Genomic DNA, 15,068 nt, shown 5'->3' on the forward strand with positions numbered 1-15,068 from the left:
ATCTGACAAAATGTTAGCACTTTGCTGTTTTGAATGCTTTTTATGTTTTCACTTTCTCGCAGTTTTTTTGTGTCCGCTCGTAAAAAAACCGCCCATCTTGGGCGGTTTCTTCAAGCAATTGACGGTGAGCTTATTTCCATTTCACCGCTTGTACTTCAGCTTTTTTTGCAGATGAATTATCCGAAGCTGAACATCCACAACCGCCTGCACAGCCTGCGGCCATTTTTGGCTTTAACCATTTGGCTAAACTGTTCCAACCACGGTTTGCACAGTGCCCAGATAAAGTTGTGAAGACTGAGTTCGATGTTTTTGGAAATACCTTCTTAAACACCACGACAGCACTCCAAATCACCAATACCGCAATAATTATTGATTCAAGCATGTCTCTCTCCTTTGTTCAGCTTTTGCCATTCAAGATTCACTATCCAAAATAGCGTGTTGCAATTTGATACGTGATGAATGCCATTAGATAAGCCAAACCAAATAAATAGATAGTCATGAAACTCACCGTTTTCAAGGAGCCAGTTTCACGTTTAACTGTCGCCAGTGTCGCCAAGCAATGTGGCGCATAAATAAACCATACCAATAATGATAGACCGGTTGCCAATGACCAACCCAATGACCCATCGCTACTAATTAAATTTGCCAGACCTTGAGACATGGCATCTTCATCTGTTGCAGACAAGGCATACACCGTACCCAATGCCGCCACAACGACTTCACGTGCCGCCATCGCTGGAATTAAGGCAATACAGATCTGCCAGTTAAAACCTAATGGTGCAAAGATCGGTTGTAGCACATGCCCAAGCATACCTGCCAATGAATAATCAATATCCGGCAAAGTTGCGCCTTCTGGCGGTTGCGGGAAAGTACACAAGAACCATAACAAAATCGATAAAGCGAAGATGATGCCACCGACACGTTTCAAGAAGATCTTGGCACGGTCCAGTAAACCAATCCAAACACTCTTAATATCTGGGAAACGGTAGCTTGGAAGTTCCATCAATAAGGCATGCTGTGATTTATCTTTTTGGAAGAATTTCAGCACTGTTGCCACAATTAAGGCACTCACAATCCCTGCTGCATATAATGCAAATAGTACCAAGCCTTGTAAGTTAAAGACGCCCCAGACCATTTGCTCTGGAATAAATGCCGAGATCAGCAAGGCATAAACCGGTAAACGTGCCGAACACGTCATCAACGGCGCAACTAAAATCGTTACCAGACGATCTCGGGGGTCTTGAATACTCCGGGTTGCCATAATGCCCGGTACAGCACAGGCAAAGCTCGACAGCAAAGGAATAAAAGCACGTCCACTCAAACCCGCTTTAAACATCAGCTTATCTAGCAAGAATGCTGCACGTGGTAAATAACCTGATTCTTCTAAAACCAAAATAAAGAAGAATAAAATTAAAATCTGCGGCAAGAACACCACTACACCGCCTGCACCCGCAATGATCCCATCAACCACCAAGCTGTTCAGTAGTGGATGTGAAATGTGTTCACCGACCAATTCACCGAACCAACCGAAGAAGGTTTCAATACCATCCATAAAGGGCGCAGCCCATGCAAACACCGCTTGGAAGATAATAAACATCATCACCGCTAAGGTAATTAAACCAAAGACTGGATGTAAAAAAATTTTATCAAGGAAGTCTGAGCGTTTATCTTCATGATCAACAAACACCACCACGTCTTTTAAAATTTGTTCAATTTTTTCGTGGTTAGTCCCAGAAAGATTGGTATCACTTAATGACGCATCTGGTTTTCTGAAGCCTTCGGCATCCAAAGCGCCCATTAAGTTTTCAATACCTGCATTACGTACAGCAACGGTTTCTACGACAGGCACACCCAAACGCTGAGACAGCTTTTGGGTATTGATTTGCATGCCACGACGACGTGCTTCATCCATCATGTTGAGGACAAGTAAAATTGGACGACCCAAATCGATCATTTCCATGACCAAACCGAGGTGCAATTTTAAGTTTGTCGCATCAACTACACATAAAAAGACATCTTGATGCCCTTCTTCTGCAATTTTACCTTGCACGACATCACGCGTAATGGCTTCATCAGGACTCGTCGCTTCTAAGCTATATGTCCCCGGCAAATCCAAAACTCGAACAGATTTACCCGATGGCAACGTAAATTGACCCACCTTTCGCTCAACCGTTACCCCAGCATAGTTTGCAACTTTCTGACGTGTGCCCGTTAAATGATTGAATAATGAAGTTTTACCACAGTTTGGATTACCAACGAGGGCAATACGTAACGCATCACTCATGCTGATGCCCCTTCCATTGCTATTTCCACTTTTTCAGCTTCTACTTTTCGCAGTGCGAAACGAGTAAACCCAACTTGAATTAAAATCGGGTCACCACCAAAAATACCTTTGGTAATCACCTGTACTTTTGTTCCGGGAACAAAACCCAAAGTCTCTAAACGGCTAGCGACTAAATCAGCCGGAGCATTGTTGCCATTCTGGTTACGATGTACCTTATGAATGACTGCGCTTTGTTTCACTTTCAAATCAGATAATCGCACGCAACTAACCCTAAAAAATTTTGAACATTATACAAACAAATGAGAATAATTAACAAATCGGATTCGATTTCAATTCTCATTTAACAATCTAGCATCGACACGACTATTTTTTTAAATTACATTGCATTAAACCATTGTGATTTCTTGGTTTAATTTCGAAAATGAGCGGCACATGTTAAATAAAAAACCACGTATTCCAACCCCAGTCCAAATTCCAGAATCACTCAGTTTTTTACACGGATATCGTGATCATTTAATAGCTCAAACCGTCAGTCCACATACACGAAATGCATATTTATCTGATTTAATTCAATGCAGTGAGTGTCATACGCATGTCATGACTGATTGGAGCAGTGACGACATTTCAGATGTCTTGCTTAGCCTGACGAAACAAGGAAAAAGCCCTCGCTCGATCGCCCGCTCACTTTCTGCACTGCGTTCATTTTTCAAGTTCTTGCGTGAACAAAAAATACGCAGTGACAATCCTGTTGCAATCCATAAAACACCCAAATTGGGTCGTGCCCTACCAAAGGATTTATCTGAAGCAGATGTTGAAGCCCTGATTAATGCCCCAGACCTCAACACCGCATTGGGTCTACGTGATCGTGCTATGCTCGAAGTGCTGTATGCCTGTGGTTTACGTGTCTCTGAGTTATTAAATTTAAGATTAGAACTGATCAATCTTAAACAAGGCTATTTACGAATTACCGGTAAAGGCAATAAAGAACGCTTAGTTCCTTTAGGTCAAATGGCGGTGGAATGGATCGAGAAGTATTTAGCTGAAGCACGTCCCGTCTTATACAAAAGCGCAACCGATGCTTTATTTCTCACTCAACTTGGTGGAATGATGAGTCGCCAAAACTTTTGGTACGCGATTAAACGCTATGCGCTCATTGCAGGCATTCAAGCCGAATTATCACCACATACCTTACGCCACGCCTTTGCCACGCATTTGCTCAACCACGGTGCCGACTTACGTGTCGTGCAGATGCTGCTCGGCCACAGTGACTTGTCTACCACGCAAATTTATACCCATGTTGCGCAGGTTCGTATGCAAAAATTACATGCAGACTATCATCCGAGAGCTTAACGGCAGGAAATATCAGACCAAGAAGTTCTATTGTGCCCGATATTTTTTGCTATGCTTACTCACCTGTTTGATAAAGCTAAAAGAAAAGGGTTGTTTATGTTATTTACCCGTTCAAAAATTTTTCTCGCATCGACACTTGTTGCCAGTATGGCGTTAGTGGCTTGTTCTAATTCAAATAATGACGAAAAGAAAGATGCGACATTAACGGCAAGTACGCCAGCAACTGGTGAAGCTTCGAATTTATCTGAACGTAATGCTCAGCAGCGTTTAATTGATACTTTGCAATCCAATCTGCAAAAAGCCAATATCAATGCCAAAGTCACTGGGGTGAAAGCGACTGAAGTTCCTAATTTGTTTTGGGTAAGCTTTGAAGGCATGCCTGCGGTCTATGCTACAGCTGATGGTAAATACATTTTCCAAGGCGACGTGGTTCGTTTAGGTGAAAAACAACTCTTTAATGTAGGCGATACCCTACAAGCAGAGGCCAACAAAAAATTATTTGATCAATTAAAAACTGAAGACCTACTGATTTATAAAGCCAAAGGTAAAACCAAACACGTGGTTTATGTGTTTACCGATGTTAGCTGTCCTTATTGCCATAAATTACATGAACAAATGGATGATATTAATGCCCGTGGCATTGAAGTCCGTTACATCGCTTGGCCACGTGGTGAACAACACATGCCAATGATGGAAACTATCTGGTGTAGCAAAGACCGTCGTGCCGCATTTGATAAAGCCATTGCCGGTGAGCAAATCGAGCCTTCATCATGTCAAAACCCTGTGCGTAGCATGTATGAAATGGGTCTAAATATTGGTGTGAATGGTACGCCAGCGATTTATAACGCAGAAGGCAAACACATCGGTGCTTACATGTCGGCTTCCGAACTTGAAAGTGCGCTTAAATAACTAATTTTTATAGGCTAAATGAATGTTTTTTATGGGTGGGAATAAAGTGATTTCTACCCTAGAGTCCGAACGTTTTTTTAGCTATGATCTAAACTCACTTAAAGCAATGATGAAATAAATGGAGTGTGACGTGAAACCAGTTCGTCTGGCAATCCTCGGTCTTGGTACTGTGGGTGGTGGTGCCCTTAAACTACTAAAAGAAAATGCTGCTGAGATTAAACGTCGCACCGGTCGTGAAATTGAAATTACCCATGTGGGTACGCGTCGCCCTCGTCCTGATTTAGAACTGCCTGCTTCAGTGAAGCAAAGTGCTGATTTATTGGATATCGTCCGTCAACCCGATGTAGACGTTGTAGTTGAAGTTATGGGCGGCATTCACCCTGCGTATGAAGTGATTCGTGAAGCAATCGTTCATGGCAAACAAGTGGTCACAGCCAACAAAGCTTTATTAGCTGAACACGGTAATGAATTATTTAAATTGGCCGATGATCATCACGTTCAGATTGCTTATGAAGCAGCTGTCGCAGGTGGTATCCCAATTATTAAAGTCCTCCGTGAGGGTTTGGCAGCCAATAAAATTGACTGGCTTGCAGGTATCATTAACGGTACTGGTAACTTTATCCTGACTGAAATGCGTGAAAAAGGTCGTGCCTTTGCAGACGTTCTCAAAGAAGCGCAAGAACTCGGTTATGCAGAAGCAGATCCAACATTCGACGTCGAAGGGATCGATGCGGCGCACAAGTTAACATTGCTGGCTTCTATTGCTTTTGGTATCCCACTCCAATTTGACAAAGTCTTCACTGAAGGCATCAGCAAAGTTACTGCGCAAGATGTCAAATATGCAGAAGACCTCGGTTTCCGTATTAAACATTTAGGTATTGCACGTCGTGCTGCAACGGGTATTGAACTTCGTGTGCATCCAACGCTGATCCCTGAAGACCAACTGATTGCCAATGTAAATGGCGTTAAAAATGCCGTATTGGTTCAAGCCAATGCCGTTGGTCCAACGCTTTACTATGGCGCAGGCGCAGGTGCAGGCCCGACCGCATCAGCAGTGGTTGCCGACGTTGTCGATATTGTCCGTGACATCTCATATACCGAAGATGGTGCAGGTACAATTCCACAGCTTGCGTTTGAAGCTCTAACTGATTTACCAATTCTTCCACGTGAAGAAATGACCACTGGATATTACATCCGTATTAATGCCGAAGATCAAACTGGCGTTCTTGCTGATGTCACTACGATTTTAAGCCGTGCAGGAATCAGCATCGATGCAATCATGCAACAGCCGCGCTTAAAAGACCTTATTCCTATCGTGATTCTGACTGATCCAGTTAAAGAATCTAAAATGGATGAAGCCCTTCAACAAATTCAAGCATTGCCTGTCATTCATGGCGAAATTGTACGAATTCGTTTAGAATCGCTTGATAATTAATCGGGTCGAGGGGAATATTTCAGTTCCTCTCGCCAAGCTCTACACACAATTGGAACATCATCATGTCTAATGCCAATCGTTATACTGGTTTAGTTGACCGCTATCGCGACCGTTTACCCGTATCTGCAACTACTCGCGCAATTTCTTTGGGCGAAGGTAATACGCCACTGATTAAGCTTGAGAACATTCCACGCATTATTGGCAAAAATGTTGAAATTTATGTGAAGTACGAGGGCTTAAACCCGACTGGTTCATTTAAAGACCGTGGTATGACAATGGCTGTAACAAAAGCAGTTGAAGAAGGCTCTAAAGCAATTATCTGTGCATCTACAGGTAATACATCTGCTGCAGCGGCTGCTTATGCTGCACGTGCAGGCATTAAAGCATTTGTGCTCATCCCAGAAGGCAAAATTGCCATGGGTAAAATGGCACAAGCGATGATGTATGGCGCGGTAACAATGCAAATTCACGGTAACTTCGATGACGGTATGCGTCTTGTAAAAGAAGTTGCAGATCAAGCACCAGTTACGATTGTAAACTCAATCAACCCATACCGTCTGCAAGGTCAAAAAACCATTGCTTACGAAATCGTTGACGAATTAGGTCATGCACCAGACTACCACTGCCTACCTGTAGGTAATGCGGGTAACATCACAGCACACTGGATGGGTTATACCGAAGCTGTGGCGAATCAGCCTAAAGAAGAATTTGTACAAGTGGTTTATGATCCTGAAACTGATCAATTCACAGGTCCAAAACCTGCGGGTCTACCAACAATGGTGGGTTACCAAGCTGCTGGTGCGGCACCATTCCTACGCGGCGCACCTGTGGAAAACCCTGAAACAGTAGCAACTGCAATCCGTATCGGTAATCCACAAAGCTGGAACCATGCTAAAGCAGTAGTCCGCGATTCAGAAGGCTGGTTCGATGAACTTCAAGATGCTGAAATCTTAGAAGCACAGCGTCTACTGTCTATGTACGAAGGTGTATTCGTAGAACCTGCTTCTGCAGCGTCTATCGGTGGCGCGATTCGTGACATCAAAGCAGGTAAAATTGCTGAAGGTTCTGTGATCGTATGTACTGTGACAGGTAACGGTTTAAAAGATCCTGACACTGCCATCAAGCAATGCCAAGATGCAGTAATGTTGTCAATTGATGCAACTATGGATCAAGTTCGCGATTCAATTCTGTCAAATATGTAATTCATATGCTGACTAAATAAAAAAGCCCTGCTCTTGCAGGGCTTTTTATATCTTGCATTCACTTCAGCATTTAAACGTTGAGTAAATCCAAATACTGAAAGAATGAAAAATCTGAAATCTTATTAAATACGTTTTGGTAACTGGCTCGCCCAATTCATTAAACGTGTCGCATCATTGGTTCGTGCAACTGAAGAATCCGCACCCAATAACACCACCACCGCTGGACGGTTATTCAGTGTGGTATGCATCACAACACAGCGCCCTGCTTCATTAATAAATCCAGTTTTTGAAATATTAATATTCCAACCACCATTACGTACTAAAGCATTGGTATTGTTTGATTTCAACACGCGGTAGCCCAAATTAAAGTCATAACTTGGTGTGGTTGAAAATTGACGAATCAAACCATACTGCGAAGCGGTATTCACCAAAATACCTAAGTCACGTGCCGAAGCGACATTGCCTGGGTGCAAGCCAGTCGATTCCACATAATGAGTCGAGTTCATCCCTAATGAGCGTGCTTTCGCATTCATCGCTGCAATAAATGCAGAACGACCACCTGGATAAGTACGTGCTAACGCCGAAGCAGCTGGGTTTTCAGATTTCATCAAAGCAAACAGCAATGCTTCTGCACGATTCATACTGTCGCCAGCACGCAGCGTTGAACTTGAGCTTTTACAACCTGAACATGAGAAATCAGACTGTTGTAAGGTAATCTTTTCAGACATGTTTAATCGGGCATCTGAAATCACTACTGCTGTCATGAGTTTGGTAATTGATGCAATCGGTAAAGCGGTATTGCTATTTTTGCTATATAGCACTTCACCAGTTTGACCATCCATAACCAGTGCTGCACGCGCATTTACAGAGGGCTGTCCTGCGTATTGATTGGTATCAATAATACGGACCGTTTTCGATGGTGCTGTCTGTACCACGCCGCCTGTACTACGTACAGAAGTAGTCACTTTCGTTGACCCTTGAGGAGATGGCTCTTCAGCGCTATAAGACACGTCACCGTTGAGTAACTGGTTTGCATCTTCAGATGACCAGCTAATATTTGACTGCTGATTTGCAGCACTATTCATCACAATCTCAGCAGAACTGAAACTGCTCATACTGAATAAAATTGACATGCCCAAAACGTGCATGAAGGATTTATTTAATTTTTTCACCATTGCTCACTCAACTCAGGATACTAAACATTTGCGCAAGACCAGCAATATGCCGTACATTGGTCACAACTACGAACATTTTTTGCTCACACATTGTGTATGAAGTTTTTCATTTCATATAAGAATAGGATTGCTAATTTTGTCGTTTCATTGCAAGCTTATTTTGCTTTATGTAACAAAAAAAACAGATTTTGATTTGAGGGAGAGTGTAGGTGATTACAGTTTTGGTGGTAGATGACCATGAATTAGTCCGTACTGGTATTTGCCGTATGCTCGAAGACCATGCAGATATCCAAGTCATTGGACAAGCCGAATCTGGTGAAGATGCGATTACACTTGTTCGCCAACACCATCCAAATGTTGTTTTATTAGATGTCAATATGCCGGGGATCGGGGGGGTAGAAACCACACGTCGCCTACTTCAAACAGCGCCAGATACAAAAGTCCTCGCCGTCAGTGGACTTGCTGAAGAACCCTACCCGTCTTTATTGTTAAAAGCAGGTGCCAAAGGCTATATCACCAAAGGTGCACCAGTTAATGAAATGGTCCGTGCGATTAATAAAGTGATGCAAGGCGGCAAATATTTCAGTGCAGACATTGCAGAACAACTGGCCAGCTCATATTTGTCTGATACACAACAATCACCTTTCGACGCCCTGTCTGAACGTGAAATGCAAGTTGCCATGATGGTGGTCAATTGTATAAGTGCACAAGAAATTTCCGATAAATTATTCGTTAGTGTTAAAACAGTGAATACCTACCGTTACCGCATTTTTGAAAAACTGAATATTGATAGTGATGTCAAACTAACTCACTTGGCAATTCGCTACGGGTTAATCAAACCTTAACACCACGTACATCCAGCTACTTATGACACAGCGTTCAATTCATAGTGAATTGAACCAGTATCATTTGGGCCTTTGGTACAGTGCTTATCGCTTTATCATCAGTGCCTGTCTGTTACTGGTCTTTTTACTGACCTACACTCAATTCACTTCAGATTATGAATACCCACGTTTATACCTATATGTATTGACGATTTATTTGCTGTTTACCAGCATTCAATTCATGTCACTTGGACGTTTCAAAGTCCGTATTCCAAACCAGTTACTGCTGTTATTCATTGTAGATGTCATTTCGCTGAGCTTACTGACCTTAGCCATCGATGGACCCAATTTACATTTGAGTTTGCTGTTTGTGATTACGATTTTTGCAGCGTCCCTATTATTAGATGCCCAAAAAGCTTTGGTCATTACCCTCATCGCTGTGATTTGCGTGGTGTATCAACTGTTTTTAGGTTCAATTCTTGAATTTACCTCACTCAAAAATTTAACCAACAGTGCGATTTTGGCTTTTTTATTTTGTGTAGTGTATGGCAGTGCGCAAATTGCCGTGAAACGTTTCCAGTTATTGGAAAATCTGAATTTTTCGCAATCCTTAGAGCTCCATCGGCTACAAAACATTAATCGCTATATTTTAGAGCAGATTGACACGGGCTATTTAGTATTGGATGAAAACTGTCATGTGGTGCTGAGTAATCCTGCTGCTTGCCATTTACTCGGTATGCCAAATTCTTATCATCATGACCAATATCCACTGTATACCACGCAGCCCGATTTATTTGAATTACTCAAATTTGAAGATTTAAAAAGCGGTGAAAAATTCCAATTTGAATCCCAACAAAGCCAATACCACATTCAGGTACTGGTACAAAAACTCGTTGTGCCGCATCAAATGCTGACCTTGCTGATTTTACAAGATGCACAAAAACTCAATCAGCAAGTGCAACAACTAAAATTAGCCGCTTTAGGGCAACTCTCCGCCAGTATTGCACATGAAATTCGTAATCCTTTAGCCGCAATTGTGCATGCCAATGATTTATATCCGCAAAGTGATACCGAACAACAGCACATGTTGAATCATATGATTTCACGTCAAGCGGTGCGGATTGACCGAATTATTCAAGACACCCTAAATATGGTGCGCAATAAGGAAACCCATCCGACTCGTCTGAATCTAGAAAAATTTTTACCGTTGTTCCTACAAGAAGATCTGGCAGACATTCAACAGAACATTCGGCTCAATGTACAAGCCAAAACTTTGATCGATTTTGATGAGGCACAGTTCAGACAAATTTTAATCAACCTAATTCGTAATGCGATTCGCCATAACAATCCGGACATGTCGTATATCGAAGTGGTGGCGCGTACAGATCAGAAAAAAGTCCAGATCGATGTCCGAGATTTCGGTCATGGGGTTGCTTTACAAAACCGCGCACAGTTATTTCAACCATTTTTTAGTACCGAAATTACTGGAACTGGTTTAGGATTATATCTTGCTCATAGCTTCTGTGAAGCGAATCAAGCACAGCTTTCCTATGTAGAACAAAAACAGGGAGCTTGCTTTAGGATTGAGTGCTTACAAGCTGTTATTTAATTGTTTTTAGGGGAAAACTGTGGATTCACAACCACTGGTATTGTTAGTTGATGACGAAGAAGACTTATGTATGCTGATGCAAATGTCTTTATCAAGGATGGGGGTTAAAACGCATGTTGCACATCGCCTCGACGAAGCTAAAAAAGCCTTGTCTACCTATAGCTACGATGCCTGCCTAACCGATCTCAACTTACCCGATGGTAATGGTCTACAGCTTTTAGATTGGATGAATGAACACTGTCCTGCCCTGCCCGTTGCTGTGCTAACAGCCTATGGCAACATGGACATTGCCATTGCCGCATTAAAGGCGGGAGCTTTCGACTTTGTCAGCAAACCGATCAATCCCAAACATCTTGAACAACTGCTACAAAAAGCCCTGAATAAGCCTTTGGCCGAAGACATTACTTCGCAAGATGCTTTAGAACATAAAATGTTGATTGGTGAATCGCTTCCAATCCAGCAATTGCGTCGAACTCTAAAGAAAATTGCACGTTCACAAGCACCTGTTTTTATTACGGGTGAATCTGGTACGGGTAAAGAAGTCGTGGCCAATCTGGTTCACCGTTTAAGCAACCGTAATGAAGGGCCATTTATTGCTATTAACTGTGGAGCAATTCCCACAGAGTTAATGGAAAGTGAACTTTTTGGCCATAAAAAAGGCAGCTTTAGTGGTGCCACCCAAGACAAGCAAGGTCTGATTCAATCTGCACATGGCGGTAGCTTATTTCTGGACGAAATTGCCGAATTACCTTTAGCCATGCAAGTTAAACTGCTACGTGCTGTACAGGAAAAACGTATTCGCCCCGTAGGTTCAGACTGTGAAATTGATGTTGATTTCCGTGTGATCAGTGCCAGTCATCAGGACTTAGAAGCGCTCGTCCAACAAGGTCGATTCCGCCAAGATTTATTCTTCCGTATCCATGTGATGGATTTAGTGTTGCCTGCCTTACGTGAACGTGGCGACGACATCCTCTTATTGGCACAACATTTTATTCAAAAAATTAGCCATGAATGGGAAATTGCCACTAAGCCTCTGACTGAACGAGCGAAAAACTTCCTACTTAGCCAATATTATCCGGGTAATGTTCGTGAACTCCGCAATATTATTGAACGTGCTATGACCCTCTGCGATGATGAGCAAATTGATCTTCAACATCTGCAAAGTGCGCCATTAAGACAACCGAATACTCAGTTCAATTCCGCTCCAACAACGAATGATTCTACTCAGCTTGCTGCAAACAGCAACGAACAGAGTTTGATCCCTCGCAAACTACCTGAAGAAGGTTTAGAACTCTTTTTAGAAAATATCGAAAAAGAAGTACTCATGAATGCGTTGAATTTGACTCACTGGAACAGAACACTTGCCGCCAAAAAATTAGGTATGTCATTCCGTTCATTACGCTATCGTTTGAAAAAATTCGGCTTAGATACCGAAGACGAAGAGTAAAAGTTTTCCAGCGTATTGCTGTTTATTTTTGATTCAGCAATAACTCTGCAACATGATCGACATAGTGATCTTCACGTGCATCATGTTGCAGCGGATAGTTATAGTCTGGCTGCACCCCAATTCCTTCAATCATTTTGCCATTCGGTGTCAGATATTGCGACACAGTCATTTGTAAAGCCGCACCATTACTCAATGGAAATAGTTTTTGAACCACACCTTTACCATAACTTTTCTCACCCGCTACCCATGCACGTTTATGCTCTTTTAATGCTGCGGTAAAGACCTCTGCGGCAGAAGCAGAACGATTGTTGATTAAAATACCAACTTTCATATTTTGAAATTCAAAACTTGGTAAAGCCTGAAATTGTTGGTCACCTTCAGATCGACTTCGAGTCGACACAATAATGCCCTGATTCAAAAATAAATCGGCAGACTCCACTGCTGCTGACAGTAACCCCCCGGGGTTATTTCTTAAATCAAACAATACCGCTTTGACACGTGAGCCATGACTTTCAATTAAACGCTTTATTTCGTTGGCAGTATCTTGTTGAAAAACTTTAACGTGTAAAACTAAAACCTGATTATTTAATAATTTAGATTCTATATCTGTTTCAACTTTAGTGTTTCTGACCAAATTGACCGGTTGACTTGCAGTTATCAGCTGTAGATTCAGCGTCGAGCCGATACTGCCTGTGAGCAGGTGTCGCACTTGATCTTGATTAAGTTTTTTGAGTTCTTGATCATCAATTTTAAACACCGCCGCGCCATTTTTCAGACCTAACTTTGCTGAATCGGCATCAGGCTTTAAATTGGTGATGACCCATTGCTGTAGACCTGCATCAAAGCGCAAATTGAAATCGACACTCGCAATATCCCCTTCGGTGTATTGCAAAAGCTGCTTATAGTCTTCAGGTGAAAGATATCGTGAATAGCGGTCTAAACCACTGACCATACCTTTGGTAGCTTGTTGGAATAATGCATCGTCATTTTTTTCAACGACATAATTTTCTTTGACAATGCCATAGATTTGAACAAATTGTTGGATTGATTCGACAGGTACTTCGGCATAACTTTGTTCATAGCTGCCATCAAATTCATCGAAAGCCGACTTTGCTTTGTCGGCTCCCCATGTCGAATGACTAGAACACAGCAGCAAGGCTGTAAGGCTTACAACTGACGTCCAGTGTGCTCTAGTCATTCATGCTTCCTTACATTTTAAGCTTCAAGAGTAATCAAGTTACGACCTTGCATTTCTGTTGGTACAGGAATGTGCATAAGCGTTAACATTGTCGGCGCTACGTCAGCCAAAACACCACCTTCTGCAATTGTTGCATTGGTCGGACCAACATAGATAAATGGCACTAGTTCAGTGGTATGTTGAGTATGCACCTGACCACTTTGGTAATCCTGCATTTGCTCTACGTTACCATGATCGGCAGTCACTAGCATGTGACCTTTATTTGCCATCACAGCTTCATATACACGGCCTAAGCACGTGTCTACAGCCTCAACCGCTTTGACTGCTGCATCAAACACACCGGTATGGCCAACCATATCACCATTGGCATAGTTCACCACCAGTAAGTCGTACTCACCTGAATTAATTGCGGCAACCAATTCATCAGTGACTTCATAAGCACTCATTTCTGGTTTTAAATCATAAGTCGCAACGTTTGGTGATGGAATCAAAATACGTTTTTCACCCGGATATTCATCTTCACGACCACCACTGAAGAAGAAGGTCACGTGTGCATATTTTTCAGTTTCAGCAATACGCAGTTGTGTTTTACCCAAATTAGACAGGTATTCACCAATCGAGTTATGCAGCGCTTCTGGCATATAAGCCACAGGTGCATCAATTGTTGCTTGGTAACGTGTCAACATGACAAATTTTGATAAAGCGGGAACCACTTTACGTTCAAAACCTGCAAAATCTTTTTCCACAAAAGCTTTGGTAATTTCACGCGCACGGTCAGCACGGAAGTTCATGAAGACAACGCTATCACCATCTTGGATCGGTGCTAAATCACCAATACGCGTCGCTTTCACAAATTCATCTGATTCTTCAGCAGCATAAGCCTGCTCTAGACCTTCAACAGCAGTCGCTGCTGTACGCACTGCTTCACCTTCAGTTAAAAGACGATAGGCTTGCTCAACACGATCCCAACGGTTGTCACGATCCATTGCAAAGTAGCGACCAATCATGGTGGCAATACGACCTTGACCCGGATACTGAGCAAACAGTGCATCTAATTTTTCAAGCGAAGGTTGTGCACTTTTTGGCGGTGTATCACGACCATCAAGGAATGCATGAAGATAAACTTTTGCACCGCGTTTTAATGCCAATTCAGCCATCGCCACAATGTGATCTTCATGTGAATGCACGCCACCTTCAGACAATAAGCCCATGATGTGCACTGCACCATTGGCAGCTTTGGCTTTTTCAACCGCATCAACTAAAACATCATGTTCAAAGAATGCACCGGTACGAATATCTTTGGTAATACGAGTAAAGTCTTGATACAGCACACGTCCTGCACCAAGGTTCATGTGGCCCACTTCAGAGTTACCCATTTGACCATCAGGTAAACCAACGTCTTCGCCAGAGCCTGAAATCAATCCATGCGGATGCTTTTCCTGCATTGCAGTCAAGTTTGGTCGTTTTGCTGCTAAAAAGGCATTGTCCTCGACCGCTTCGCGATGACCCACACCATCCATAATTACCAATACGTGTGGGATTTTGCCAGCAGTTGCATCCGTCATAATGAACACTCTTTCGTTTATAAATTAATCATACTATCTTACCGAATTTTCGGTGAAGACTCTATGTGAC

The 15,068-nt window shown here is 42.5% G+C and carries 13 protein-coding genes; 7 read left to right on the forward strand and 6 right to left on the reverse strand.

The genetic code is table 11. The features are described 5' to 3' along the window. Nucleotides 1-130: 130 nt before the first annotated feature. From FTT99_RS07845 to FTT99_RS07855, 3 genes are read right to left on the reverse strand one after another with little or no spacing between them, the layout of a single operon-like run. Complete coding sequence (locus FTT99_RS07845) at nucleotides 131-382, reverse strand: DUF6587 family protein (protein WP_180004693.1); 252 nt, start codon at nucleotides 380-382, stop codon at nucleotides 131-133. A 39-nt stretch (nucleotides 383-421) separates the two neighbouring features. Next, the gene (gene feoB, locus FTT99_RS07850; protein ID WP_180129612.1) at nucleotides 422-2,284 is read right to left on the reverse strand and encodes a ferrous iron transport protein B; all 1,863 of its coding nucleotides are present in this window, start codon (nucleotides 2,282-2,284) and stop codon (nucleotides 422-424) included. Next, nucleotides 2,281-2,544, reverse strand: coding sequence for a FeoA family protein (locus FTT99_RS07855; protein WP_078189444.1), 264 nt, complete (start codon nucleotides 2,542-2,544; stop codon nucleotides 2,281-2,283). Before FTT99_RS07855 ends, feoB begins: the two co-directional genes overlap by 4 nt. Nucleotides 2,545-2,716: 172 nt before the next feature. On the opposite strand from FTT99_RS07855, the gene xerD reads away from it, so the two are divergent. The 4 genes from xerD (at nucleotide 2,717) to thrC (ending at nucleotide 7,180) form a co-directional block, all read left to right on the forward strand. Continuing rightward, nucleotides 2,717-3,634, forward strand: coding sequence for a site-specific tyrosine recombinase XerD (xerD, locus tag FTT99_RS07860; protein ID WP_180129614.1), 918 nt, complete (start codon nucleotides 2,717-2,719; stop codon nucleotides 3,632-3,634). 96 nt (nucleotides 3,635-3,730) lie between these two features. After that, on the forward strand, nucleotides 3,731-4,543 hold the full coding sequence (locus FTT99_RS07865) for a DsbC family protein (RefSeq protein WP_180129615.1): 813 nt from the start codon (nucleotides 3,731-3,733) through the stop codon (nucleotides 4,541-4,543). A gap of 130 nt (nucleotides 4,544-4,673) precedes the next feature. Next, nucleotides 4,674-5,978 (forward strand): homoserine dehydrogenase, encoded by a 1,305-nt coding sequence (locus FTT99_RS07870; RefSeq protein WP_078192857.1) that lies wholly within the window; start codon nucleotides 4,674-4,676, stop codon nucleotides 5,976-5,978. 62 nt (nucleotides 5,979-6,040) lie between these two features. Then, nucleotides 6,041-7,180 carry a threonine synthase gene (gene thrC, locus FTT99_RS07875; protein WP_180129617.1) on the forward strand — a complete coding sequence of 380 codons (1,140 nt, stop codon included), beginning with the start codon at nucleotides 6,041-6,043 and terminating at the stop codon, nucleotides 7,178-7,180. 122 nt (nucleotides 7,181-7,302) lie between these two features. Here the strand turns inward: thrC and FTT99_RS07880 are convergent, their stop codons facing one another. Beyond that, on the reverse strand, nucleotides 7,303-8,352 hold the full coding sequence (locus tag FTT99_RS07880; protein WP_143221671.1) for a serine hydrolase: 1,050 nt from the start codon (nucleotides 8,350-8,352) through the stop codon (nucleotides 7,303-7,305). A 212-nt stretch (nucleotides 8,353-8,564) separates the two neighbouring features. On the opposite strand from FTT99_RS07880, the gene FTT99_RS07885 reads away from it, so the two are divergent. From FTT99_RS07885 to FTT99_RS07895, 3 genes are all read left to right on the forward strand, one after another. Next, a complete protein-coding gene (locus tag FTT99_RS07885) occupies nucleotides 8,565-9,200 on the forward strand; it encodes a response regulator (protein WP_111884856.1) in 636 nt (211 codons plus the stop codon). A gap of 22 nt (nucleotides 9,201-9,222) precedes the next feature. Further along, nucleotides 9,223-10,788, forward strand: a complete 1,566-nt coding sequence (locus FTT99_RS07890; RefSeq protein ID WP_180110454.1) for a PAS domain-containing sensor histidine kinase — start codon at nucleotides 9,223-9,225, stop codon at nucleotides 10,786-10,788. A gap of 70 nt (nucleotides 10,789-10,858) precedes the next feature. Then, complete coding sequence (locus FTT99_RS07895) at nucleotides 10,859-12,235, forward strand: sigma-54 dependent transcriptional regulator (protein WP_218954510.1); 1,377 nt, start codon at nucleotides 10,859-10,861, stop codon at nucleotides 12,233-12,235. Between the two features lie 22 nt (nucleotides 12,236-12,257). On the opposite strand, the gene FTT99_RS07900 is transcribed toward FTT99_RS07895, so the two are convergent. After that, a complete protein-coding gene (locus tag FTT99_RS07900) occupies nucleotides 12,258-13,433 on the reverse strand; it encodes a S41 family peptidase (RefSeq protein ID WP_180129620.1) in 1,176 nt (391 codons plus the stop codon). Between the two features lie 17 nt (nucleotides 13,434-13,450). Next, entirely contained in the window at nucleotides 13,451-14,998 is a 1,548-nt protein-coding gene (gpmI, locus tag FTT99_RS07905; protein WP_180077179.1) for a 2,3-bisphosphoglycerate-independent phosphoglycerate mutase, read from the reverse strand. Nucleotides 14,999-15,068: the final 70 nt, after the last annotated feature.

The organism is Acinetobacter sp. YH12040 (assembly GCF_013420005.1).
Lineage (GTDB): Bacteria > Pseudomonadota > Gammaproteobacteria > Pseudomonadales > Moraxellaceae > Acinetobacter > Acinetobacter amyesii.